We start from the raw sequence: 24,552 nt of genomic DNA, 5'->3' as shown, positions 1-24,552 counted from the left end.
CGCTTTGGGGGCATCTGTCATTCAAAGATTTCAGGCAGAAAGGCCAAGAGCATGAAGGTCATCATATGCGGCGCCGGTCAGGTCGGCTGGCAGATTGCGCGTCACCTTTCGGGCGAACTGAACGATGTGACGGTGGTCGACAACAATCCCGATCTGGTACGTCGCGCGACCGAGACGCTGGACGTGCAGGGGATCGCCGGTTTCGCCAGTTATCCGGATGTGCTGGATCGTGCAGGGGCGCGGGATGCCGATATGATCATCGCCGCGACACATTCGGATGAGGTGAATATGGTCACCTGCCAGATGGCGCATTCGGTTTTTTCGATCCAGCGCAAGATCGCGCGTTTGCGATCAAAATCCTATCTTGAGGCGATCCACTCCGATCTGTACCGTCGTGATCATCTGCCCATCGATGTCGTAATTAGCCCCGAGCGCGAGGTTGCCGCCGCAGCGATGCGCCGTCTTTCGGCACCTTCTGCTTTTGACACCGAGATTTTCATGGACGGTAAGGCGCAACTGTTGGGCATTCGAGTCGAAGAAGACTGCCCCATCGTCAACACACCGCTGCGACAATTGACCGACCTGTTTTCAACGCTCAGCTCGATTGTGGTTGGTGTGCGCCGCGAAGGGACGCTGTTTGCACCGGAATCCGAGGATCAGCTGTTTGTAGGCGACGAATGCTACGTCTTCACCAGCGTCAAGGACGTTGAACGTACGATGGAGGTGTTCGGCAAGGCTCAGCGTAAGCAAGATCGTGTGGTGATCGTCGGTGGCGGTAATGTCGGGTTGGAAGTGGCCCGCACACTGGAAGAGCGCGAAAGCCGGGTGCGGGCCAAGATTATCGAGCGTGACCGCAAATGCGCCGAAATCGCTGCCGAAGCATTGGAGCGGACCATTGTTCTGAACGGCGACGGCCTTGATTCATCTTTGCTGAGCGAAGCAGGGATTGAGCGCGCCGACGCGATGTTGGCGGTCACGGATGACGATCGCACCAACATGCTGGCCGCGGTACGCGCCAAGGGAGAGGGTTGTCCACTGGCCATCGCCCTGATCAACGACCCCAGCATGGTCGCCTTGATGGGACCGCTGGGGATTGACGCATATATTAACCCGCGCGCCACCACTGTCAGTTCGATCCTGCGTCACATTCGGCACGGGCGCGTGCGTCAGGTGTATTCCATTGGTGATGCCGAGGCCGAGGTAATCGAGGCCGAAGTGCTATCAACCTCGCCCATGGCTGGACAAAAACTGCGCGACATCGATTTCCCAGAAGGCGTTCTGGTCGGCGCAGTACGCAAAGGTGACGAGGTTCTGCGCCCGACCGGCAGCCTGCGCATCGACGAGAAAGACGTGGTGGCGATCTTTGCAATGGCCAAAGACGTGCCCGAGGTTGAGCGTCTGATGCAGGTTTCAATCGATTTCTTCTGATGTTGCAAGCACGCGGACAGCAACGGATCGGAGTATTGCGGCGATTGCCGCTGCTGCTGATGATCTGGGGTATCGTGTCGCTGGCAATGTGGATACCCGCAGTTTATGCGCTGGCGCTGGATGATCACGCCACCTCACGGTCATTCTTCTATTCCGGATTGCTGGGTGTTTTTGCGGTGTCGATCATAGCTCTGGCCATGTCGAACCGACGACCACGGCGGGGAACGCTTGGCCAATTGGCGGTTCTGCTGGCCGCCTTTACCGTACTGCCGATATTTCTTGCTATTCCGTTTCATGATGCGCTGGGGACAACCAGCTTCCTGAACGCCTATTTCGATATGGTCAGCGCGCTGACCACAACCGGCGCTGATCTGTTCCCCGATCCCGCACGCCTTTCGGCGCCGTTGCACTTATGGCGCGCGTTGGTCGGTTGGATGGGCGGATTGCTGATGTGGATCTCGGCGGCCGCGATTCTGGCACCCTTGTCGTTGGGCGGTTTCGAAGTCACAGCCCGGGGGCAACCAGGGCGTCCCGTCTCGGGCGTGGCACAGAGCGAGAAGTCCGATCCACGCGGCCATCTGATCCGCGTGTCGCGCACATTGGCACCCGTCTATGCGGGTTTGACAGCTGTGATCTGGATCCTGCTGTTGATCGCAGGTGAGCAAGGGCTTACTGCCGTGAGCCACGCGATGTCAGTGATTGCGACTTCCGGCATATCACCCGTCGGTGGATTGGAAGGATCGACCGCAGGAATCACTGGCGAGGCGATCCTGTTCCTGTTCCTGTTCTTTGCCCTGTCGCGGCTGACCTTTTCGACCGATACAGCGACCTCAGGGTATTCGCGGCTGGACAAAGACCCAGAATTTAGGATTGGCATCTTCATTGTGCTGGCGGTCGCTGTGCTGCTGTTCATCCGGTTTTTGGCTGGAACGGCCGAACTGAACATTGCCGTCGAAGTGCGGCAAGCACTTGGCGTTTTTTGGGGGTTCATGTTTACGGCGATGTCGTTTCTGACCACGGCCGGATTTGAAAGCGCCAACTGGAACGACGCGCAGCAATTGTCGGGCTTGAGCACACCGGGCCTGATTCTGATGGGGCTAGCCCTGGTCGGAGGAGGCGTGGCGACGACTGCGGGTGGGGTAAAGCTGTTGCGGGTTTTTGCGCTCTATCTGAATGGCAAGCGCGAGATTGACCGACTGATCTATCCTTCTTCGGTCAGCGGAGAGGGTGGCGGCAACCGCCGCATTCAAAGCGACGGTGCCTTCATCGCCTGGATCTTCCTGATGATGTTCGCCCTGACGTTGGCCTTGTTCGATTTGTTGCTGGCCGTCATGGGCGTAGGTTTTGAACAGGCCATGCTGCTCAGCGTTGCCGCACTCAGCACCACGGGGCCGTTGATTGAATTGGCAACGGATGTGCCCATACGTCTGATTGATCTTTCCAGCGGGGCCAAGTTGACGGTCTGCGCGGCGATGGTGATCGGGCGGTTGGAAACTCTGGCGATCGTGGCACTGATTACGCCAACGCTGTGGCGCGATTGACCCTGCGTCAGGCACCTGGTGTTACTGCCTGATTTTTCATCTGGAATATCTGTGCGCGGCACTCCATACTCTGCCGGAGGGAGCGCGTTGGTCCGCAGCGCGTAGCAAGAACAATGGCGAGATAACAAAATATGGCTTCGGACAGACAGAATCTGCAGGACGCGTTCCTGAACAATGTACGGAAAGCAAAGGTCCCGGTCACAATATTCCTGATCAACGGTGTGAAATTGCAGGGTGTAATCACCTGGTTCGATAACTTCTGCGTGCTGCTGCGCCGCGACGGACAGTCGCAGTTGGTGTACAAGCATGCGATTTCGACCATCATGCCGTCACAGCCGATCAACCTGTATGAGGGCGAAGACGCCTCTTGATGGAACATGAGAGGGCGCGCACCCGGGCTTGGGTGCTGCATCCCGAAATCAAATCAGATGAACAGCGCCGTGTCCCCGAACCAGCGCTGGAAGAGGCGGTGGCACTAGCTGCCGCTTTGCCCGATCTGGATGTGGTCGGTTCCGAAATAGTGCGCCTACCGCGCGCGCAGGCTGGTTTTCTATTCGGCAGCGGCAAGATCGAGGAACTGGCCGAACGCGTCCACGACAATGAGATCGAGCTGGTTCTGATCGACGGGCCAGTGACTCCGGTTCAGCAGCGCAATCTGGAAAAGGCGTGGAAGGTCAAAATCCTCGACCGGACCGGTTTGATTCTGGAAATATTCAGCGACCGTGCGCGTACCCGTGAAGGTGTGCTGCAAGTTGAGATGGCCGCGCTTAGCTATCAGCGTACGCGACTGGTTCGGGCCTGGACCCACCTGGAACGTCAGCGCGGTGGCCTTGGGTTTGTGGGTGGTCCCGGTGAAACTCAGATCGAGGCCGACCGGCGTGCCATTGATGAACAACTGGTCCGCCTGCGCCGCCAATTGCAAAAAGTGGTGAAGACCCGCACCTTACACCGCGCAGCGCGCGCGAAGGTTCCATACCCGATTGTTGCACTTGTTGGCTATACAAACGCCGGGAAATCCACGCTGTTCAACAGCCTAACCGGGGCCGAGGTGATGGCAAAAGACATGCTGTTCGCCACGTTGGACCCAACCATGCGACGGGTTGAGCTGCCGGATGGCCCCGAGGTGATCCTGTCCGATACCGTGGGTTTCATCTCGAACCTGCCCACGGAACTGGTTGCGGCCTTCCGCGCCACGCTGGAAGAGGTTCTGGGGGCTGATCTGGTCGTGCATGTCCGCGATATCAGCCACGAAGAAACCGAGGCACAGGCACGGGATGTTGAGGCGATCCTGAACTCTTTGGGTGTTGAGGACAGTCGCCCCCGGTTGGAGGTTTGGAACAAGATCGATCTGCTGAGCCCGGAAGACCGCGAAGCCGCGCTTGCCCGGGCCGAGCGTGATCCGGCGATCTTTGCCATATCGGCCGTAACGGGCGAAGGTGTTGATCCGCTGCTGTCTGAAATCGCCACGATCCTGCAGGGCGCGCGGCATGAGACTATCCTGAAACTGGGCTTTGCCGATGGTGCCAAACGCGCGTGGCTCTATCGTCAGGATGTGGTCAGGTCTGAAGATCAGACCGAAGAGGGGTTCGAGATCACGGTGCTCTGGACTGACAAGCAGGCGTCCCGCTTCGCGGCGTTCTAGGTACCGTCTATCTGGCGCTGGTAATCCTCTGCATCGAACCACCCAAGCGACGATAGCACCTTGTTGTCCTTTGAAAGCTCCCACTCTTCCCAGCCGCGTGTAACGACACGGTTGCCGGTCTCGGCGTGATGGCCTTCGAGGGTCCAGACAAAAATGGCATGCCCTCCGGCCCAACGCATCATATCGCAACGCACCTCAAGATCGGGGAATTCTGCATAGAACCCGCGAGCCATTTCGGCGATTGCGGCATGGCCACGCAGGGGCTCACCGCGATTGATGCTGATCTGACCTTCGGGGGCGAAAAAACTGGCGACCAAGTCGGGATCGCCCGAGCTCCAGGCGATCGCATAATCGCGTGCGAGATTGTTTAAGGTGTCTCGAAAGCTGCCCATGCATTTTCCCCCTTCGTGCAATGCGACGGCCAGACGAGTTTAGGCGATAACGAAGGGGTGCGCCACGCGAGGTTCAAAAAGGGGCGGGGATTTGCCGATCAGATCAGCGCGGGTTCAGGACAGTCACACCAACCGCCGCTGCACGGGCAAGCCCGATATCCAGCGACATAGGGATGTATTCTCCGCGCCGCCATAGTTGGGCCTGATCGTCATAATAGCGGGATAGGAAATGGCCTGACTGGCCAGTTGCGGTGATGAAAACCGAACTATCGGGGTCCGCAAAATCGTAGACGCCACGATAACCTGCGCCATGCACATTCTGGAACGGGTCCGGTCCTTCGCCTGACGTGCGCCCGCGCAGCAGGGTGTTATCGCCGCCGCTGGTGGATTGGCGGATGTTGACGAAAAACCGCAGCACCGGAACCTGGCCCAGCGCAGGGTGGTCCTGGGTGGCCTGATGCGCATCGCCCCAGCGTAAAGATTCGAGTGCGGGGCCATAGCGCTCGGAAATCCAAATGATCGCGTCATCCAGGGCCAGTCGTGCCATGTCGGTGCAGTTTTCAACGGGCGCGCTCTGAACCACGTCGCACCAGACCGAGGCACCGTCGATATCGCGATACACCCGTTCGATAAACAGCGGCTCGACATGCTTGTATTCGGCAGCCAGCGGGCCAAGTTCGTCCGAGATCAGGCGGATTTGCAGCGCGCGCAACCATGCGGCGTAGATCAGGGGTTCCGGCAGATGCTCGTTCATCTCACCGTTCCAGTTGGCCAGCAGATCCAGCGCGATCTGACGCTGCCGTTCGGGCGTGCCATCGGGTGCCGACTCACCGGTAAACCAGAGGTCGGCGCCGATCAGAGGAAGCAGTGATCGCGCTGTAAAGCTAACCGTGTCCAACTGCGCTTCGATAAAACTGTCACGCGTATGTACCTCGCGCGATTGCATCAGGCGTTCCCAGCGATTGACCCGCTGGGTGTCGCCCCACTCGTACGACACATGGCGCGGGAAGGGCCGGTCGATAATCTTGTTGTTGGTGTTACCCAGAACTCCGCCGACCGGGGCCACGAATTCAGGATTGTCTGAATAGGGCAGGCGGCCCTGCCAACGGTTCCGTTCCAGCCAGCCGGGGGTGGGAATGCGGCCTCGGCTTTGATTGTTCAGATCGCGCCGGGGCATTGCGCCGACCAGTTTCATGCCGATCGTGTCTTTATCGACAAGCGACAAGTTTTGCGAAGGGGCAATATAGTCCTCGGCCGCGTCGATGGCGTCTCGAACTGAATCGGCATTCATCAGCGCCAAAGAGGCGCTCATGGATGTATCGCGGGGGCTTAGCGCGCTCCACGACAGAGACGCGACATGGCCCGGTGGTGTGATGGTTTCCAGATCATAATGCGTGCCCGGCAGAACCGGGCCATTCTCGGTCCAGCGCAGGGTCAGGGTAATTGGGGCGGCGTCTTTGATCTCGATAATCGAAGGGCGGGTCTGAAAGCGTTTGTAGCCGTCTGGGGTAAGGTATTCTTCGGGATTGTCGGGGTTCAGTTGTTCGATGTGAACGTCCTGATCGTCCAGATAGGAGGAGGTAAGGCCCCAGCCCAGGCGCTCACTCCGTCCGGCTGAGATTGCCGGTACGCCTGGAATCGTTGCACCGATAACGCCGCCTTTGGCCAGTTCCAGCCGCGCCAGATACCAGATACCCGGGGCGGTGAGGCCCAGATGCGGATCGTTTGCCAGCAACGTGCCACCGCTGGCCGAGCGGGACGGCGCGGCGGTCCACGCGTTTGACGCACCTGCCAGCCCGCGCTGCGGGAAAGGCGACAGCGGCGTGTCGGGCATCGGGGTGCCTTGGGCATAGCGCGGAAGGTCTGGAAACAGATCAGCATACTCGGGCAGCGCGGCAATACCGGGACCGGGGACGTCGGGCAGAATGTCGGCCAGCCGTGCGGGATTATCCAGCATCAGCGATGTGCGTGCGCGCAACACTTCATCAGCAAGATGGCCGGAAAGCTGCAGGCTCATCAGCTTGATAATCGCTACGCTGTCGCCCGGCTGCCATGGGGGAACGGGGGCGTTGAACAGGAACATCTCGGGGGCGCCACGTCCAAGCGCCTGTTCGTTGATCTCGGTAAGCCGGGCGTTGATCCCTGCGGAATAAGCGCGAAGCGCGGCCTTGGTATAGTCGTCCTGAAACTCGACTGAGCGATGGGCGAGTCCGTAAAGATCGAAACGACGCAGTAATTTGTCGATGGCTACCGTGCGCTGGCCGAACACTTCGGACAAGCGGCCCTGTGCGGTCCGACGCAGAATGGTCATCTGCCACAGCCTGTCTTGTGCATGGGCATAGCCCAGACCAAAGAACACGTCCGGGTCGGACTGGCCCAGTATATGCGGCACATTTGCAGTGTCGCGAACGATCTCGACAGGGGCAGTTATTCCTTCAACTTCAAGGGTTTGATTGTATTCAGGCAGGGATTGGCTGGCCAGAAAGTAGACCAACCCCACAGCAGCGATTGCCAGCAGGATCAGGCCTGTCGTAAGTCTCACCAGCCAGCGAAAAACCAGACCCATCTGTCCCCCGAGAATTCTATGCGGTCATTTGCGCCAAGGTTACTGGAACCTCCGCCCGACCGAAAGAGGAATGCCACTGGAATTTGTGGAAATCCGCGAAAACTCGGAGCCCCGCCACAAGATGTAGCGGGGCTCGTCAGAGGGGGGAGGGTGGTATCTTGGGTCTTAGGGGATGATGCGCGTATATTTGGTGCCTTCGACCGTCGCGCCGAACTTCAGACCCGCTTGTCCAAAGACTGCGGCCAGCACGGGTTTGCGCAACTGAGTGGTGTCGGTCGACAAGGATTCTCCGGTCGCGTCGACGACGTATCCGATATCTGCACCGGCCGTCCAACCGCTGGAGCGGCGGAAATCGTTCAAGGCCTCTTCGGTCATAAAGAACAGAACATGCGCATATTGCTGTGCGCCGATCTGCAGGCCCGCAGTACCGGAGATGGCGGAATAATAGTCGACCGTCGCGCCCTGAATACGCAGTGCACCCTGACCATAGGCGCCACCAAAGATAAATCCGGCATCTGTAATCAGTGGCATGACCAACATTCCGTTGGCCTTGTTGGCAATCTCAACGGTGTTGGGATACTTGCTGTACATCTCGTTCAGCGTCGCGTCGACGCGCGCGTCGAGTGTGACTGCGTTGGAGTTGCCAACGCCGTTGCCGCAGGCGGCGGTCAGCGTCAGTCCGGCCATGCCAAAAGCAAAACCGCGACGGCTAAGTCGGGGGGAGTTTGAACTGCTCATGTTTCTCTGTCTCTGTGTATGTGCCTGAAATGTCGGGTGTTCCCGATCTTGTCTGCAAGAATACGCCGATTGCACCGGCCTGTCACGGGAAAGCTGTGCTGCGCACGCAGCAAATCGGCGAAAAATTGCGACAATCTGAGGTGTTAGCCCTGCAGGATGCGCGCGGCTTCGGGTGCAAAATAGGTCAGGATGCCGTCACACCCTGCGCGCTTGAAGGCCAGTAGGCTTTCCAGCATCACCCTTTCGCCGTCGATCCAACCGTTTTGTGCAGCGGCTTGGATCATCGCATATTCGCCAGACACCTGATAGGCATAGGTCGGCGCACCGAAGCTGTCTTTGACCCGTCGGCAGATATCCAAGTATGGCATCCCCGGTTTGATCATGACCATATCTGCACCCTCGGTCAGATCACGCTCGATCAGACGGAGGGCCTCGTCCGAGTTGGCAGGGTCCATCTGATAGGTCTTCTTGTCACCGGTCAGAGCGCCCGATGCCCCAACGGCGTCGCGGAAAGGGCCGTAGAAAGCGCTGGCATATTTGGCGGCATAACTCAGGATCATGACATTGTGGTGACCCGCCGACTCAAGTGCGCTGCGCATGGCGCCGATACGGCCATCCATCATGTCGGACGGGCCGATGATGTCAGCTCCGGCTTCGGCCTGCGCCAGCGTCATGTTCACCAGCGCCTCAACAGTCTGGTCATTCACAATCTCGCCATCGACCACATAGCCGTCATGGCCGTTGATGTTGTAGGGGTCCAGGGCCACATCCGTCATCACCGCGATTTCGGGCGCAGCAGTCTTAATTGCACGAATGGCGCGGTTGGACAGGTTGTCGGGGTTCCAGGCCTCGGCACAATCTTCGGTTTTCAGGCTCGGATCGGTGTACGGGAAAATACATATTGCAGGAATACCAAGGGCTTGCGCTTCAACCGCGGCTTTGGCGATCAGGTCGACCGAGCGTCGCACGACCCCGGGCATCGACGGGACGGGTTCTTCGATGTTTTCACCGTCGCGCACAAAAACAGGCCAAATAAAGTCATTCACGGTCAATGTGTTCTCGCGCACCAGACCCCGGATCGCCTCAGATTGGCGGGCCCGGCGGAAACGGGTCCGGGGATATGGGGCGATGGTCGGTTTCATGGCGCACTCTCCTTGAACAATTGCGCATTGGGTGGCATGAATTCCCGGTGGTCTCAAGGGTAACAATGGACGCATCGCTACGATGACGGTCCCTGCGGACGTTGAACAAAGGGCAGACGCTTGGACATATACTCTTCGATTTTCGAACTCATCGACATGCGGAGTTTTTCGAATCTGTGGTACTGGATCGGTCTGGCCGTTCTTTGGTCATCTGCCAGCCACTGGACGATGGGGGTGCCCTATGATCTGGTGATGCGCGCCCGTCGTGTAGGTGGTCAATCAGAACAAGACCTTCTCGATGTCGCGCGGATCAACTCGAACAGAGTGTTGTACATCGTCGAAACCTCGGGTCTGGTATTGATGGCAATTTGCTGTTTTGTTTTGACAGGCCTTGCAACGTTGGGATTCTTCTACGACGTGGAATTTGCACAGGCCGTATTCCTTCTTCTGCTCCCGATGTGTTTTGTCATGATGATCAGTATTGCGGCAGCGCGTCGATTGCAGACTCAAGAAGCGACCGTAGAAAATGTTTCCAATACGCTGACGCGCAGTCGGACCTTTACTCAGATCATCGGTATGTTCTCGATCTTGATCACTGCGTTCTGGGGAATGTATCAGAACATTTCGATTGGTGTCCTGGGTTAGTAGTCCCTGAAAGGCAAGGTAATGACGGCTCCGAACCACGTAACAGTCGGCGGCGGCCCCGAGGGGTTTGATGCACAGCTTGTGCTGAATGAGATCGCGCGCTCGGGCGGTCCAGTCTGTCATATCGCCCGCGATGACAAACGGATGGAGGCGATGCGGGCAGCGTTGGCATTCTTTGCGCCGGACATGCCCGTATTTGTATTCCCCGGATGGGACTGCTTGCCCTATGATCGGGTGTCGCCCAACGCCGACATTTCTGCTGCCCGCGTGGCAACACTGGCTGCTTTGGTGCATCAGATGCCGCAGCGGTTCGTGCTGCTGACCACGCTCAATGCCGCGACCCAACGGGTACCCGCGCGTGCAGTATTGCGAGAGGCCGCATTCACCGCTCGCGTAGATCAGCGCATCGACGAAGATGCCCTACGCAACTTTCTGGTGCGCATGGGCTTTACCCAAAGCCCCACGGTGATGGAGCCCGGAGACTACGCTATCCGAGGCGGTATCATCGACATCTTCCCACCCGGTGAGAGCGGTCCCGTGCGGCTGGACTTGTTCGGGGATGTTCTGGATGGTGCACGCCGGTTTGATCCTGTCTCGCAGCGAACGACTGAAAAACTTGATGTGGTCGAGCTTGCCCCGGTGTCCGAGGTCATACTGGACGAAGCCGCCATCACCCGATTCCGTCAGAACTATCGCATCGAATTCGGCGCGGCGGGTACGGATGATCCCTTATACGAAGCTGTCAGCGCAGGTCGCAAGCACCAGGGGATTGAGCATTGGCTGCCGTTTTTCCATGAAAAACTGGAAACCCTGTTCGACTATCTTCCGGGGGCCTCAATCTCGCTTGACGATCAAGTCACGCCTGCTCGGCTGGCGCGCTGGGATACGATTGCGGATCAATATGAGACGCGAAAGCTCGCTTTGGAAAACCGCTCGCGCATGGATACGGTTTATAAACCGACGCCTCCCGGTCTGCTCTATATGGACGATGCTGCATGGGAAGATGCAGTGGGCGATCGTCGCGTTTTGCAGTTCAGCCCGCTGCCGCAGGCGAGTGGTCCGGGCGTGATCGATGCAGGCGGACGGATCGGGCGCAACTTTGCACCCGAACGTCAGCAGGAAAGCATCAGCCTGTTTGGCGCTCTGGCGGCGCATATCACCGAAAAGATGGACAAGGGGCCGGTCCTCATTGCCTCTTACTCCGAAGGCGCTCGTGAACGACTGACCGGCTTGATCGAAGATGAAGGCCTGGCCGAGGCGATCCCGGTGACCGACGGAACCCGGGTTGGAAAGCGCGGCCTGCATCTTGCGGTTTGGGCATTGGAACACGGGTTTGAAGCGCCCAATCTGACCGTGATCTCGGAACAGGACGTTCTGGGCGACCGTCTGATCCGCCAACCCAAGAAACGCCGCAAGGCCGAGAACTTCCTGACTGAAACGCAGTCGCTGTCGCCCGGTGATCTGGTGGTGCATGTTGACCACGGGATCGGGCGGTATCAGGGGATGGAGGTCGTTACGGCTGCGGGGGCCGCGCATGAATGCCTGCTGCTGGAATATGCTGAACAGTCCAAACTCTACCTGCCGGTCGAAAACATCGAACTGCTTTCGAAATATGGCCATGACGAAGGTCTGCTTGATCGCTTGGGTGGTGGCGCTTGGCAGGCCAAGAAGGCCAAGCTGAAAGAGCGCATCCGCGAAATGGCGGACAAGCTGATCCGCATCGCCGCCGAACGAGCCCTGCGGAAAGCTCCTGTCATGGACCCACCGCCGCATGCATGGGAAGAGTTCAGCGCGCGTTTCCCATATCAGGAGACCGACGATCAGTTGCGCGCCATCTCCGAAGTGATGGAGGATATGCATTCCGGCGCGCCGATGGATCGCCTGATCTGTGGGGATGTAGGCTTTGGCAAGACCGAGGTCGCCATGCGCGCAGCCTTTGTCGCCGCGATGTCGGGCGTACAGGTTGCCATTGTGGCACCGACCACGTTGCTCGCGCGGCAACACGCGGCGTCCTTCAAGGAACGCTTCCGGGGTTTCCCACTTGAAGTCCGGCAACTGTCGCGCTTTGTCTCGGCCAAAGAGGCGCAGCAAACCCGCGATGGGTTGGCGCGAGGCACTGTAGATATCGTGATCGGCACCCATGCGTTGCTGGCGAAAGGGATACGGTTCAATAATCTAGGCCTGCTGATCATCGACGAGGAACAGCATTTCGGCGTGGGCCACAAAGAACGGCTGAAACAGCTGCGTTCAGATGTACACGTCCTGACCCTGACAGCGACACCGATCCCACGAACTCTGCAACTGTCCCTGACAGGCGTGCGTGATCTGTCGATCATAGGCACGCCCCCCATCGACCGGCTTGCGATCCGCACCTATGTCAGCGAATTCGACGCGGTAACGATCCGTGAGGCGCTGCTGCGCGAGCATTATCGTGGCGGGCAGAGCTTCTATGTGGTGCCGCGCATCTCTGACCTGCCTGAGATCGAGGAATTCCTGAAAGAGCAGTTGCCTGAATTATCCTACGTGGTCGCACACGGGCAGATGGCTGCGGGTGAGCTTGATGACCGGATGAACGCGTTCTACGACGGTAAATACGACGTTCTGCTGGCCACGACGATTGTGGAAAGCGGGCTGGATATTCCAACTGCCAACACGATGGTTGTGCATCGGGCGGATATGTTTGGCCTAGCGCAGCTCTATCAGATCCGGGGGCGGGTGGGGCGCTCAAAAACCCGCGCCTATGCCTATCTGACCACCAAACCGCGCCAGCGCCTGACGGCGACGGCTGAGAAACGGCTGCGGGTTCTGGGCTCGCTGGATACGCTCGGGGCCGGGTTCACACTGGCATCGCAAGATCTCGACATTCGTGGTGCGGGCAACCTGCTGGGTGAGGAACAGTCCGGCCAGATGCGTGATGTGGGCTACGAACTCTACCAATCGATGCTGGAAGAGGCGATTGCCAAGATCAAAGCCGGCGAGATGGAGGGGCTATCGGATGCCGATGACCAATGGGCGCCGCAGATCAATCTGGGTGTCCCGGTTCTGATCCCCGAGGATTATGTGCCCGATCTGGACGTGCGTCTGGGCCTCTACCGCCGCCTGTCGTCACTGTCGACGAAAGTGGAACTGGAAGGATTCGCTGCCGAGTTGATCGACCGCTTCGGCAGCCTGCCGAAAGAGGTGAATACCCTGATGCTTGTCGTGCGCATTAAGGCGATGTGCAAACGTGCCGGGATCGCCAAGCTGGACGGCGGGCCAAAGGGCGCAACGATACAGTTCCACAATGATAAGTTCGCCTCACCCGAGGGGTTGGTCGAGTTCATTCAGAACCAACGCGGGCTGGCCAAGGTCAAGGACAACAAGATCGTTGTGCGGCGCGACTGGAAGAAGGACAGCGACAAGATCAAAGGTGCGTTTGCCATCGCCCGTGATCTGGCCGAAAAGGTCGTGGCTGTGAAGAAAAAGGCGAAAGCCTAGTCCCCTGTCACAAAAGTGCAGAGCTGCCAGTCACCCGCTTCGGATTTTACAAACGCAGCGCGGTAACCGACCATTGATGCCAGAAAATCGCTGAGTAAGTAGCCCGATGTCCCATCGGTCAGTCTGATTTTCTGGTATTCCTCATCAGGTTGATAGTCAGGGACGATCACGATTTCATGACTGATCAGCGCGAGGATGGGCGCGCCACGAGACGGTGCTTGACGCAGTGTGATGCTTTCGCCCGAAACGTAGAAGGCGGTGAAAGGGTCCACTGTAGCGGGAAGAATGATCCGCCAATAGTGCGGCATCCAGAATTCACCCTGATCGTCAAAATATCCCGGTTGGGAAACCGTTTGCTGCAATTGCGACCAGTAAAAATCACGTAGCTCCGCAGCCTCGTCCTTAAATTCTTCACCAAGCGTTTCCGGAGGCACAGTCAAGTTGGTGCGAAACTCTTCCGGTCCACCTGCTGTACCGTGGCTGAGATAGATGTCGGGACAAGCGGCGGCGACAACTGCATCGGTATCGCGTGCCTCGATTTTCGCCAGCAAGTCAGCTCGGAATGCGACCAGTGATGGATTTTGACCTGCCTCGTCGATAGGTGGAAAGGTCTGGCGCTGTGCCAGCGCTGGAGTGGCAAGCAGCAGGCCTGCCACCAAAAGGAATAGCTTCATTCCGCAGCCCTCATAGCGGCTTGGGCACAGAAGCATGACGCGCCGACGGTGCGGTCCGCGCGCGCCAAGGCAAGATCAAGGCGTTGCTTGATTTGGCGGATTTCTACTGTCTCGCCGCGTGCTTTCAGGCAATCATGCAAACCCTTCAAACTCCAGACATTGTCAGGGTGGATCGAGGCGCGGCTGAGCGTGCCACCCAAGCCTAGATCTTCACGATAGACTGCCTCGGCCTCGTTCACATGCCCTTGTTCGAACAACAACGCACCAAGCGCATGGCGTGTTGGTTGCATCCAACCCCATGGCTCGTCATAGGGCAGCGTGTCATCCAACTCGACCGAGCGGCGTAGATGTGCATAGGCAATCTCGTAGTTGCCTTTGCGATACTCGATTTCTCCGCGCAGCATTTCCGCTGCGATCTCCAGAAGGTCGATGACCCGATTGTTGTGCAGGCGGCGGGTCTCGGGCACGCAGGTTTTTGCGGCAAGGAACAACTGCTCTTCGGCCTCGGCTTGCGCCACCTCATCAGTGGCCGCATGGGCGATGGCGCGAGCATAATGTGTTGTTGCTGTCAAAGTGCGATAAAGGTCAGGGTCGTCTGGCAAATTCAGTGCCTTGGCTTCTTCCCAGCGGCCAAAGCGGATCAGGATATGCGGGCCCATGGACATGTAGCTTTCAAAATAATCCGCCATGGGCGGGCTTTCGATCCGAAGCATATCTTCGGGGGTGGTATCCCACAGGCCCTGATTGGCACGCAGGGCTGGTTCCATCTGACCGAGAAACAGAGCGCCATAGATGGTGAAGTGATAGTTGTGCTGACGATAGCCGGTATAAATGTTGAACGCGCCTTCACGCTCATAATATTTCAGATCGGCCTCGGTAGCCTTTTCGTTCCAGTAGGCAACGTTGTGATAGTGGCCGCACAGCACGTCGATATGGGTCGGCATATGCACCAGGTGACCGGCATCGGGTACGAGTGTGCGCAGGATGTCTCCGGCCTGCAGCGCCTTTTCTGGCGTCGGCGACATCTCCATCAGGTGCACATACAGGTGAAGTAGACCGGGATGAGACATCGACGCCGGGTCATTGACCAAAGCGCTCTCCAAAGCGTTTTGCGCTTCGAGGGTCGCGGCACCCTCGGCTGGTTGGCCCGTTTTCAGGTCCCACATCTGCCACGGGGTGAGGTTCATCAGCGCCTCAACATGGATCGTGCGCAGGTCCAGATCATCAGGCTGTTCGGCAAATGCGGCGCGCATGGCATCCGCATAGTCATAGTCCCACTGGTGCATGTTTTCGATGGGGTCACGCTGAGGGTATCGGGCGGGTAGGGCGCGGATCAATGCTTGCTCAACCGCTGTGCACCCGTTGAGCAGCGACAGCGCCTTCTGTGTTGCATCATAGGCGATGGCCAGTGATTTGGCCCGGCCGTGATCGTCCCGCAATTCCCACGGCAGGTTATAGTTTGGGCCTGCTGCATAGGCGACGCCCCAATGGGCCATGGCGCAATCCGGGTCAATCTCGGCAGCTTTCTGAAAGCACGTGACCGCTTCGTCGTGGTTGTAGCCATACGTCCAGACCAATCCGCGATCGAACCAAAGCTGTGCTTCGGGTGATGCTGTGGTGACGGCACAGGAATACGTGCCCAGATCATAATAGTCGCTCATGGCGCCCCCTCCCCACGATTTGCGGGAAGGTTAGCGTGTTTCAGCGGCTCTGCACAGATCAGGCGGGCAGTCTGTTTTCGATCCGGCCCATATGTAGCATCAGGCCGAAGCCAAGGATGCACATCGTCAGTACTCCGGTCGTCAGCGGTGTGATCGACCCGTCAAATAACAGCCCAATAGGGGCCGCGATGGCAGCCGCCAGAATTGTGGCGATCGAGCCAATGACCGAGGCAGCCATTCCCGCGATATGACCCATAGGTTCCATGGCAATGGCGTTCAGGTTGCCCATGGTTACACCGGCCATAAAGAAGATCGAGGTCTGCCACGCCACAAAAACAGCAAATGACGCGCCCGGTGAAAGTGGTGTCATGTTCAGGATGATGACGGCGCTTGTGATCAGAATCTGCGCGCCCAAGGCCCAGGTCACCATACGGCGCATCCCGACGCGTACGACCACGGCGGCGTTCAAAAGGCTGGCCGAACCCGAGATCAGCGCCACGAAGGCGAACCAGAAGGGAAAGCTGTCTGCCCGATCATGGATGACGTCAAAAACCGGCTGAACCATCGTTAGCATGGTGAACAGCAACCCCATGCAAAGGGTCTGCACCAGGATCGAGAGGCGTACGGTGGGGTGTGCGAACATCTCATGCACTGCCGCAATCATCAGGGGCAGGCGGAAGGGGCGCCGGTTTTCGGGCGCCAGAGATTCAGGCAGGCGCGTGGCCATCCAGATCACGATGATCGTGGCGAATATGATGAAGGACACAAAGATGCCGCGCCAGCCGACCAGTGCAATAACGCCTGCGCCTAGCAGCGGTGCCACGGCGGGGACCAGAGTAAAGATCATCATCGCAATCGAGATGATGCGCGCCATCTCGCGCCCTGAAAATAAGTCGCGAATGATCGCCATGGCCACAACGCGCGGCCCGGCCGCCCCGAGGCCCTGCGCGATGCGCGCAGCCAACACCAGTTCAAGCGATGAGCTGGACCACGCAACAGCGCAGGCCAGTATATAGAGAGCGGCACCACCATAAATCACCGGCTTGCGCCCGACCGCATCGGAAATTGGCCCAGTAAAGAATGTGCCGATCCCCATGCCCAGCACAAAAGAGGTCAGGATCAACTGTGCTTTGTTCAGATCGTAGGGGCTGAGCTCTGCGCCGATCTCGGGCAGGGCTGGCAGCATTGAATCGATCGAAAAGGCTATCGTGGCGAACATCATCGCGATCAACGCAATGAATTCGCCCCGGGACATGCGGTCGGCCATGGGGAACTCCTTCCCGAATGCGCTATCACGGCGTTTCGGGTTGGACTAGATCAGAAATGCACAGGGGTATGTGCTATTCTGCAGGGGAAGCCTCAATCTGAGACATGATCTCAGCGATCACTTTTGCCCACAATTCAGGAGGTTGCGCGCCCGGAACGGCGTGCTGGTTTGCAACGATATATGTGGGAACCGAATTTACGCCCATTTCGCGTGAATGGCTGTCGCGGTTACGGATATCTTCTCGGTCGGCGTCTGACTGCAGCAGTTTCAGTACGACCGCTGCGTCCATGCCGACGCTGTCGGCGACATCAGCCAACACCTCATGATCACCAATATCACGCGCCTCGACGAAGTAAGCATTAAAGAGTGCATCGACCACGGCATCCTGCTTGCCCTCGATCCCCGCCCAGTGGATCAGGCGGTGGGCATCCAGCGTGTTGGGCGTGCGTTTCATGCCTTCGAAATCGATATTCAAACCTGCGTTTTCGGCATGTTCGACAACGGGAGCGTATGCGCGAACTGCTCCGTCCTTGCCGCCGAACTTCCGTTCAAGGTATTCGCGCCGATCCATGCCCTCGTCGGGCATATCGGGGTTCAGCTGAAAGGGGTGCCACTCGATCACAAAGGGGTGGTTTGGCACTTCGGCGAGCGCTTTGTCCAGATGGGTCTTGCCGATATAGCACCAGGGGCAAATCGGATCGGACATGATGTCGAGCTTTACAGTGTGTGTCATTCGGACGTCGCCTTGAAATAGGCCGGCAGGGCGCGGCGCAGAAGTTTGCCGTTGCCTCCGGTGGGCAAGGCGGGCAGATGGACAAAGGCACGCGGCTGTTTGTAGCGCGCCAACTTGTCAGACACATAGGCGTGCAGGTCCGCCGCGTCCAGTTCTTCGGGGCCAGTGTAGAAGGCAACGATGATCGAACTGTCCTGTTTTACCTCAACCGTAGCCGCCCCGACCTGGGTGATCTCGGGATGGGTGGATAAGGCCGCCTCGACTTCGACCGGGGAAACGCGATATCCGCCCGCATTCATCATGTCGTCATCTCGACCCAGATAGGTGATTTGCCCATCAACCGCCATCGCGCCTTGATCACCGGTCAGGAACCAATCCCCCTGCATCCGAGCAGCGGCCTCGTCGGGGGCATTCAGATAGGTCAGCATCAGGCCCGGATCTTCGCGATGTACGGCTATTGTACCTTCCTGACCTTGTGGCACAGGGCCATCCGGCCCGAGGATGGCAATCCGACGCCCGGGCTGCGGCTGCCCCAACGCTGTGCCGCGTGCCGGGTGGCTTGGGCTGGATGAGATGAAGGTCGAGCATTCGGACATGCCGTAAGCCTCATAAAGCTCGGTGCCGGTGAAGTGCACCCATTTTTCATGCAGGTGTCGCGACAGCTTTTCCCCGGCGCAAAGGCCGTGGCGCAGATCGGGAAGGCCGGGCTGCGTGTCACTTTGCATCATCTTCCGAAAGACCCCCGGTGCGGCTGCAAAGATGGTGGCACGATGTTGTTTCAACAGGGCAGGCAGATCGCGTATGTCTGTCCCGGGTTCAGGGATCAGAGCCGTTGCACCAATGGCCCAAGGGTCCATCAAGCCGGTGCCCAGCGTGTAGGTCCAATTGAATGCCCCCGCATGGCACAGCCGGTCCGAGGATTTCAGGCCATACCAGCCGTCGACCATCATCTGCCGAGCCCAGATGGCGCGGTGTGCATGCGCAACCGCACGGGGTTTGCCCGAAGTGCCCGAAGTGTAGACCACGTAGGCAAGCCGCTCGGGATCTCCCATGGCAAAACTTGCAGGCGGCAGTGATCGCATCCGGGCCAGTTCAGGCAGCATGATCTGATCCGGGTGCGCCGCGCAGGCGACCTGGGGATCTCGCAAAATGGCGGCGGGTTTCAGATCGTCGACGATCTTTGCGGTCTCTTGCTCGGTCAGTTGTGATGAGGTGGGCACGGGGACCAGCCCCACGGCGATTGCGCCCAGATAGGCGATCGGAAAATCGACGGTATTGCCCAATCGCATGAGAACAATGTCTTGGGCGCGAAGGCCGCTCTGCAGCAATCCTGAACCGGTGCCCATTATCGCCGAATGCAGATCGCCATAGGTCCAGTCTGTTGCACCATCCGATCCCAGCACCGAAAGTGCGGTCTTCTCAGCTGAACTTTTCGCATGGCGCAGCACATGCGCGGCAAGATTGAATGGGCGCGGGCAGGGCGTAGGCGGCCCCTGATCAAAGATCGACAACATTAGAACTGGCTATCCCCGTGCGAGGCGCGTTGCAAGCAGGGCATGCTCGCCCTATAGAAAGACCCATGGCCACCAATGATCATAAATCTATCGTCAGAATTGCCCGCGACAATGGTGTCAACACCGAGTTGGAGCCGGTCGATCTGGGCGCGCGCGTGCGCGAACTGCGTAAAGCCCGCAACTGGACGCTGGAACAGGCGGCGAGTCAGGCGGGTCTGGCTCGGTCGACACTCAGCAAGATCGAAAATGGTCAGATGTCTCCGACCTATGATGCTTTGAAAAAGCTGGCGACCGGATTGGAGATTTCGGTGCCTCAGCTTTTTACGCCGCCACAACGCGATCAGGTGATCGGTCGAATGGCAGTGACCAAGATGGGCGGGGGTGCGGCCCATGCGACCACCACCTACGAACATGAGTTGCTGGCAGAAACGCTGACCAAAAAGCAGATGCTGCCCTATCGCGCCCGTGTACGTGCACGCTCGATGGAAGAATTTGACGGCTGGGTGCGTCACGATGGTGAGGAATTTCTGTATGTCCTGACCGGAGTGGTGCGGTTGTTTACCGAGTTCTATGAGCCGGTCGAAATGCGCCGCGGCGACAGCGCTTATTACGACGGCAGCATGGGGCATAACGTCATTTCGGTCAGTGATGAGGATGCGACGATCCTGTGGGTGACGTCACTTGCTTAGGGCTTGGGCCGCTTCGCGGTTCAATGCTTCGGTGAACAGGAAATCCTCAAGCTCTTCGCGCGCCTCGTTTACGGTCAGGTGGTGACGCTCGGCCAGGTAAGCTTCGAACTGTTTGCGATCTTCGCCAACGCGCGCCATATCCCTATCCCGCAGGTTCGGAAACCTACGTTTTGCACGCGCATATGACGCGTCCCAGTCTTGCGTCAGATCAGCCCAGTTTAGCATCTGCGAGCCTTCCTTAGTTGGTGTTTCAGGATTGCTCTCCCCCAAGACAGCCTACGGAGCGCCGTGCGTTGCTGCAGACATGACAAAATGTCGCAGCCGGAGTCGGGAGATAAGATGCAAAAAACCCGCTGCGGAGATACCGCAACGGGCCCACGGACCTGCTGTAAAGTGAGTGGCGGCCGGTCCGTTATTCTGCTGGTTCGAATAACCAGTTCAGTATTTTGTGTCCGATAAATACAGCAATTAACTGCATAATTATGAACATCGGAATGTGCGCAGGGTATATCCCCGCAAAGGTATCCGTAAAGCCCCTTGCGATTGTAACGGCCGGATTAGCAAAACTTGTGGAAGACGTATACCAGTAGGCGCCGGTAATATAGAGGCCCACAAGGGCTGGTACCGTGTCCGGCTTGTGCCGAATTCCGCCGAAAATCACAAAGAGCAAACCCAAAGTGGCGACAATCTCCGAAAACCACTGATGTGCCCCGGTACGATGCATCGTTTCCGAAGTTTGCAGAATCGGCAGGTCAAACATGTAATGGCTGGCCCAGACCCCCGCGATACCTCCGGCAATCTGAACAAGCATGTAAGGGGTGACCGCACGCCAGGGATGTTCACCGCGCAGCGCAAAGGCCAATGTCACTGCAGGGTTGAAGTGAGCGCCCGAGACAGGGCCGAGCGTAGTGATGATAGCGTAAAGGATGCAGCCGGTCGCAATTGCATTGGCCAGCAACGCCAGCGCGATGTTCCCGTCGGACAAGGTTTGCGCCATGATGCCTGATCCGACAACGCCGATCAGCAGGAAGGCGGTTCCGAGGAATTCGGCAAAGTATTGGCGGGCGCTCACAGCAGGGCTCCTATACGTTTGAGATGGGCCGAGAGTTCAACGCTGTCCATGGTTTCAATGGGCAGCTCCAGAAGTGCTTCGGCGCGGCGCCCAAGAATGTCATATGCGGTCCTAAAGGCGGTTTCCCAGTCTGACTGAGACGCGGCGGCTGGGTCCTCGACACCCCAATGCGCGCGTACGGGCGCGCCGGGCCAGACGGGGCATGTCTCTTCGGCGGCTGAGCCGCAAACCGTGATCACTATGTCCATTTCCGGAGCATCTTCTGCTGCAAACTCATCCCAGCTTTTAGAGCGGGCATCGCGGATGTCATGGCCTTCGGCACCAAGCAGCGTCAAGGATTGCGGATGCACCTTCCCGGTCGGGTTGGAGCCTGCTGAATAGGCGCGTACACGCCCTTCGCCGGTGTGATTGAAGAGCGACTCCAGCAGAATCGACCGAGCCGAGTTGCCGGTGCATAGAACCAGTATGTTCATGGGGGTATCCTTGGATTGATCGAGGACTATTCGGCCATTCGACCGATATCATCCACCTTGTGCTGTAGTGAGATGCGGTCGAGCGTTTCGAACGGGAGGCTTGCAAAGGCGGTGATACGGTTGCGCAGCAATCCGTAGGCCTGCTGGAATGCCAGCTGCTTTTGCGCGTCGGTTCCTTCAACTTTGACCGGATCGGGCAGACCCCAATGCGCGCTTATCGGTTGTCCTGGCCAAGCGGGGCAGGCCTCGTTCGCCGCGTGGTCGCAGACGGTAAAGACAAAATCCATCTTTGGGGCATCAGCAGCGGCAAATTCTTCCAGTGATTTTGAGCGGAGCGAGGTCGTGTCGTAGTCTTTTTGCTTCAAGAGTTCCAAAACGATTGAATTTGGTCCGTCCGATGGTGCCGTTCCTGCCGAATAAGCGCGAAACAAGCCGTTACCTTCATTGTTTAGGATGGCTTCCGCCATGATCGAACGGGCCGAGTTTCCGGTGCAGAGGAAAAGCGCATTCATGACGCGGTCAGGGGACGCCATAACGGGGTCATCCGAGGGTTGCATGCACAAATCAGGACGATTTTGACAGCAACCGCCCAGCAACTCATCAAACAGCCCGCGCACCGCTGGTAAGTTGGCGGCATATTGCAATGATGTCCCGCTGCGCGACTGCTGGATCAGCCCGGCGGATTTCAATGCATTCAGGTAGGTTGACGCAGTATTGGGTTTCAGCGCTAAAGCCTCGGCAATCTGACCCGCAGCAACGGAATCTGGATAGCGACGCATCAACAGCCGGAACAGATCCAGCCGCTTGGGATGTGCGAGTGCGTTCAGCCTGTCATGAATCTCTATTTCCATAATTCATGAAATATGGAAATAGAAAGGACTCGTCAATCCTGAAACCACCAGACCTGTGGCATATATTCTGGCCCATCGCCATAAATTGGCAGAGTGTCGGGTTGTTTCAGCTCTTTGACATGGGCGATACGGCCGACATCAAAGCTCCAGATAGGAATGACATAGCGACCCGCTGTCAGAACACGATCCAGCGCGCGCGTTGCCGCAACAAAATCCTCGTGGCTTTCCGAGGCCAGCATCGCGTCGATCAGCCCGTCCACGGCGGGCGAGGTCAGGCCCATAACATTCCGCGTCCCGGGAGCATTTGCGTTTTCGCTGCCCCAATACAGACGTTGTTCGTTGCCTGGCGAGAGCGACAGCGCTCGACGGAACGGGGTCATGTCAAAATCTTGCGCATCGATGCGTGAAGTATATTGCGCGTCATCTACTTTCTCGACTGTCAACTGGATACCCAGGCGTTCGAGGGCGCGGGCGTAGATTTCCGCGATCACGCCGACATCCTGCACCACATTCAGGCTGCCCTGGCTGATGACCAGATCAATCACAAACGGCTCACCGCTGGCGTCGCGAAGCTGGCCGTCCTGAATTGTCCATCCGGCCTCTTCCAGCAGTTTAAGCGCTTTGCGGATATTGCGACGGTTGCGTTCGGTTCCATCGCTTTGAGGCAATTCATATCCATCCAGCGTGCCCGGTGCCAACTCGGCGGTGTAAGGTTGAAGCAATTCCTCGACACGACCAGTGGCCGGTCCGGGTTGCATCCCCAATTCCGATCCCGAGAAATAGGAGGTGATCCTGGGCTGCGTGCCGCCTGTAATGGTGTCGTTGATGAACTCGAAGTTGAAGGCCAGCGTTAGTGCCTCGCGTACGCGCCAGTCATCGAATGGGGCCTTGCGCGTGTTCATGACAAAGCCGGTCATGCCTGACGGCTTTTGATGGGGAATTTCCGTCTTCACAACATCACCGCGCTGAACCGCTGGGAAGTTGTACTGCGTGTTCCATTTATCCGCGTTGAATTCACGAACGGCCGAAAGCTCGCCAGCTTTGAACGCTTCAAACGCGACTGTGCCGTCTCCGTAGAACTCAACCCGCATGTCATCCAGATTCATCGTGCCCTTGCGGAAGGGGATATCGGCACCCCAATAGTCAGGATTGCGACGCAGGTTCACATAGCGGCCAGCCTCATAGTCATCGATTACGTATGGTCCGGAACCGATGGGTATATCGTGTAGTTGAGCGTCAGCGAACGACTTTCCCTCCCACTGCGCTTTTTGCAGGATCGGGCGCATTCCGGCGATCAGGGCCAGTTCGCGATCCGGTTCGTTAAAAGTGATCCGAACGCTGCGCGGTCCAGTCTTTTCAATGCTATCAATCTTGCCCCACAGCCCGCGATATCGCAGGTGGCCTTCGGTGCCCAGTGTCTCATACGACCAGATCACGTCATCGACAGTGACCGGCGATCCATCCGAGAATTCAGCATTTTCGCGCAGCGTGAATTCGACCCAGGTTCGGTCCGAATCCGTCTCAACTGATTCGGCTAACAACCCGTAAAGAGTGAAAGGTTCGTCCCAGGAGCGGCCCATCAGGCTTTCATGAGTCCAAAATCGCAACTGCCACGGCGCGGTGCCTTTTTGCACAAACGGGTTCAGACTGTTATAGCCGCCGGTATTGCCAAATACGACCTTGCCGCCCTTGGGCGCGTCAGGATTTGCGTAGGGTAGCGACACAAAATCCGGTGGTAGGGCCGGGTCACCATACATAGCTATGCCATGGGCCGATTCTGCTGACGCCATTGAGGCGGCGAAAATACAGGTGATTCCCACAATCGCGGGACGAAGGGGGCGGAGATAATCGGGGCTCATTTTGGAAACAATCCTGCTCTGGCCTTATTTTGTTTGGGATTCACCGTAGCCATGATTTTTCTTATTATCAAACTTTTAGCTTGGACGAGGGCGTGGAATTGCTTATAAAGGTTCTACTGCTCGATAGGTTTCTTGCCTGTATGAAACCTGCCTCAATAACTTAACGCCCGCTTCGTGCGGGCGTTTTT

At 58.0% G+C, this 24,552-nt stretch carries 21 protein-coding genes; 7 read left to right on the top strand and 14 right to left on the bottom strand.

All coding sequences use genetic code 11. The annotated features are described in order from the left end of the window. The first annotated feature begins 51 nt into the window (after positions 1 to 51). The 4 genes from trkA (at position 52) to hflX (ending at position 4,611) form a co-directional block, all read left to right on the top strand. Positions 52 to 1,428 (top strand): Trk system potassium transporter TrkA, encoded by a 1,377-nt coding sequence (gene trkA / locus ACR0AW_RS03390; RefSeq protein ID WP_170396865.1) that lies wholly within the window; start codon positions 52 to 54, stop codon positions 1,426 to 1,428. Beyond that, entirely contained in the window at positions 1,428 to 2,969 is a 1,542-nt protein-coding gene (locus ACR0AW_RS03385) for a TrkH family potassium uptake protein (protein WP_170396867.1), read from the top strand. The genes trkA and ACR0AW_RS03385 overlap by 1 nt, the downstream gene beginning before the upstream one ends. Before the next feature lie 131 nt (positions 2,970 to 3,100). Then, on the top strand, positions 3,101 to 3,340 hold the full coding sequence (hfq, locus tag ACR0AW_RS03380; protein ID WP_005982826.1) for an RNA chaperone Hfq: 240 nt from the start codon (positions 3,101 to 3,103) through the stop codon (positions 3,338 to 3,340). Then, a complete protein-coding gene (gene hflX / locus ACR0AW_RS03375; protein ID WP_170732343.1) occupies positions 3,340 to 4,611 on the top strand; it encodes a GTPase HflX in 1,272 nt (423 codons plus the stop codon). The genes hfq and hflX overlap by 1 nt, the downstream gene beginning before the upstream one ends. Here hflX and ACR0AW_RS03370 read toward each other — a convergent pair. From ACR0AW_RS03370 to hemB, 4 genes are all read right to left on the bottom strand, one after another. After that, entirely contained in the window at positions 4,608 to 5,003 is a 396-nt protein-coding gene (locus ACR0AW_RS03370) for a nuclear transport factor 2 family protein (RefSeq protein ID WP_170567134.1), read from the bottom strand. The genes hflX and ACR0AW_RS03370 overlap by 4 nt on opposite strands. Positions 5,004 to 5,106: 103 nt before the next feature. Next, positions 5,107 to 7,569 carry a penicillin acylase family protein gene (locus ACR0AW_RS03365; RefSeq protein WP_170396872.1) on the bottom strand — a complete coding sequence of 821 codons (2,463 nt, stop codon included), beginning with the start codon at positions 7,567 to 7,569 and terminating at the stop codon, positions 5,107 to 5,109. A gap of 165 nt (positions 7,570 to 7,734) precedes the next feature. Then, positions 7,735 to 8,307: a lipid-binding SYLF domain-containing protein gene (locus ACR0AW_RS03360; RefSeq protein ID WP_170396874.1), complete on the bottom strand. Its 573-nt coding sequence runs from the start codon at positions 8,305 to 8,307 to the stop codon at positions 7,735 to 7,737. Positions 8,308 to 8,450: 143 nt separating this feature from the next. Further along, the gene (gene hemB, locus ACR0AW_RS03355) at positions 8,451 to 9,449 is read right to left on the bottom strand and encodes a porphobilinogen synthase (RefSeq protein WP_170732341.1); all 999 of its coding nucleotides are present in this window, start codon (positions 9,447 to 9,449) and stop codon (positions 8,451 to 8,453) included. Between the two features lie 120 nt (positions 9,450 to 9,569). Between hemB and ACR0AW_RS03350 the strand changes: the two genes are divergently transcribed. Further along, entirely contained in the window at positions 9,570 to 10,094 is a 525-nt protein-coding gene (locus ACR0AW_RS03350) for a component of SufBCD complex (RefSeq protein ID WP_170732339.1), read from the top strand. 21 nt (positions 10,095 to 10,115) lie between these two features. After that, entirely contained in the window at positions 10,116 to 13,571 is a 3,456-nt protein-coding gene (mfd, locus tag ACR0AW_RS03345; RefSeq protein WP_170732338.1) for a transcription-repair coupling factor, read from the top strand. On the opposite strand, the gene ACR0AW_RS03340 is transcribed toward mfd, so the two are convergent. The 5 genes from ACR0AW_RS03340 to ACR0AW_RS03320 form a co-directional block, all read right to left on the bottom strand. After that, positions 13,568 to 14,245: an SH3 domain-containing protein gene (locus ACR0AW_RS03340; RefSeq protein WP_170567142.1), complete on the bottom strand. Its 678-nt coding sequence runs from the start codon at positions 14,243 to 14,245 to the stop codon at positions 13,568 to 13,570. The genes mfd and ACR0AW_RS03340 overlap by 4 nt on opposite strands. Then, entirely contained in the window at positions 14,242 to 15,906 is a 1,665-nt protein-coding gene (locus ACR0AW_RS03335) for a hypothetical protein (RefSeq protein WP_170732337.1), read from the bottom strand. The genes ACR0AW_RS03340 and ACR0AW_RS03335 overlap by 4 nt, the downstream gene beginning before the upstream one ends. Before the next feature lie 58 nt (positions 15,907 to 15,964). Further along, complete coding sequence (locus ACR0AW_RS03330; RefSeq protein WP_170406074.1) at positions 15,965 to 17,173, bottom strand: multidrug effflux MFS transporter; 1,209 nt, start codon at positions 17,171 to 17,173, stop codon at positions 15,965 to 15,967. 73 nt (positions 17,174 to 17,246) lie between these two features. Then, positions 17,247 to 17,906, bottom strand: a complete 660-nt coding sequence (locus tag ACR0AW_RS03325) for a DsbA family oxidoreductase (RefSeq protein ID WP_170732336.1) — start codon at positions 17,904 to 17,906, stop codon at positions 17,247 to 17,249. Further along, entirely contained in the window at positions 17,903 to 19,420 is a 1,518-nt protein-coding gene (locus ACR0AW_RS03320; protein WP_170732335.1) for a class I adenylate-forming enzyme family protein, read from the bottom strand. Before ACR0AW_RS03320 ends, ACR0AW_RS03325 begins: the two co-directional genes overlap by 4 nt. A 65-nt stretch (positions 19,421 to 19,485) precedes the next feature. On the opposite strand from ACR0AW_RS03320, the gene ACR0AW_RS03315 reads away from it, so the two are divergent. Continuing rightward, positions 19,486 to 20,109: an XRE family transcriptional regulator gene (locus tag ACR0AW_RS03315; RefSeq protein WP_170396891.1), complete on the top strand. Its 624-nt coding sequence runs from the start codon at positions 19,486 to 19,488 to the stop codon at positions 20,107 to 20,109. Here ACR0AW_RS03315 and ACR0AW_RS03310 read toward each other — a convergent pair. The 5 genes from ACR0AW_RS03310 to ACR0AW_RS03290 form a co-directional block, all read right to left on the bottom strand. After that, entirely contained in the window at positions 20,098 to 20,334 is a 237-nt protein-coding gene (locus tag ACR0AW_RS03310; protein WP_170396893.1) for a hypothetical protein, read from the bottom strand. The two genes, ACR0AW_RS03315 and ACR0AW_RS03310, sit on opposite strands and share 12 nt — an antisense overlap. A gap of 187 nt (positions 20,335 to 20,521) precedes the next feature. Beyond that, positions 20,522 to 21,181 carry an aquaporin gene (locus tag ACR0AW_RS03305; RefSeq protein ID WP_170465314.1) on the bottom strand — a complete coding sequence of 220 codons (660 nt, stop codon included), beginning with the start codon at positions 21,179 to 21,181 and terminating at the stop codon, positions 20,522 to 20,524. Next, positions 21,178 to 21,654 (bottom strand): arsenate reductase ArsC, encoded by a 477-nt coding sequence (locus ACR0AW_RS03300; RefSeq protein ID WP_170732334.1) that lies wholly within the window; start codon positions 21,652 to 21,654, stop codon positions 21,178 to 21,180. The genes ACR0AW_RS03305 and ACR0AW_RS03300 overlap by 4 nt, the downstream gene beginning before the upstream one ends. A 26-nt stretch (positions 21,655 to 21,680) precedes the next feature. After that, the gene (locus ACR0AW_RS03295) at positions 21,681 to 22,505 is read right to left on the bottom strand and encodes an arsenate reductase/protein-tyrosine-phosphatase family protein (RefSeq protein WP_170421885.1); all 825 of its coding nucleotides are present in this window, start codon (positions 22,503 to 22,505) and stop codon (positions 21,681 to 21,683) included. Positions 22,506 to 22,537: 32 nt separating this feature from the next. Next, positions 22,538 to 24,364, bottom strand: a complete 1,827-nt coding sequence (locus ACR0AW_RS03290; protein WP_480438584.1) for an extracellular solute-binding protein — start codon at positions 24,362 to 24,364, stop codon at positions 22,538 to 22,540. Positions 24,365 to 24,552: the final 188 nt, after the last annotated feature.

Source organism: Ruegeria sp. C5, assembly GCF_056537605.1.
This window is presented reverse-complemented; position numbering and strand designations above follow the sequence as displayed.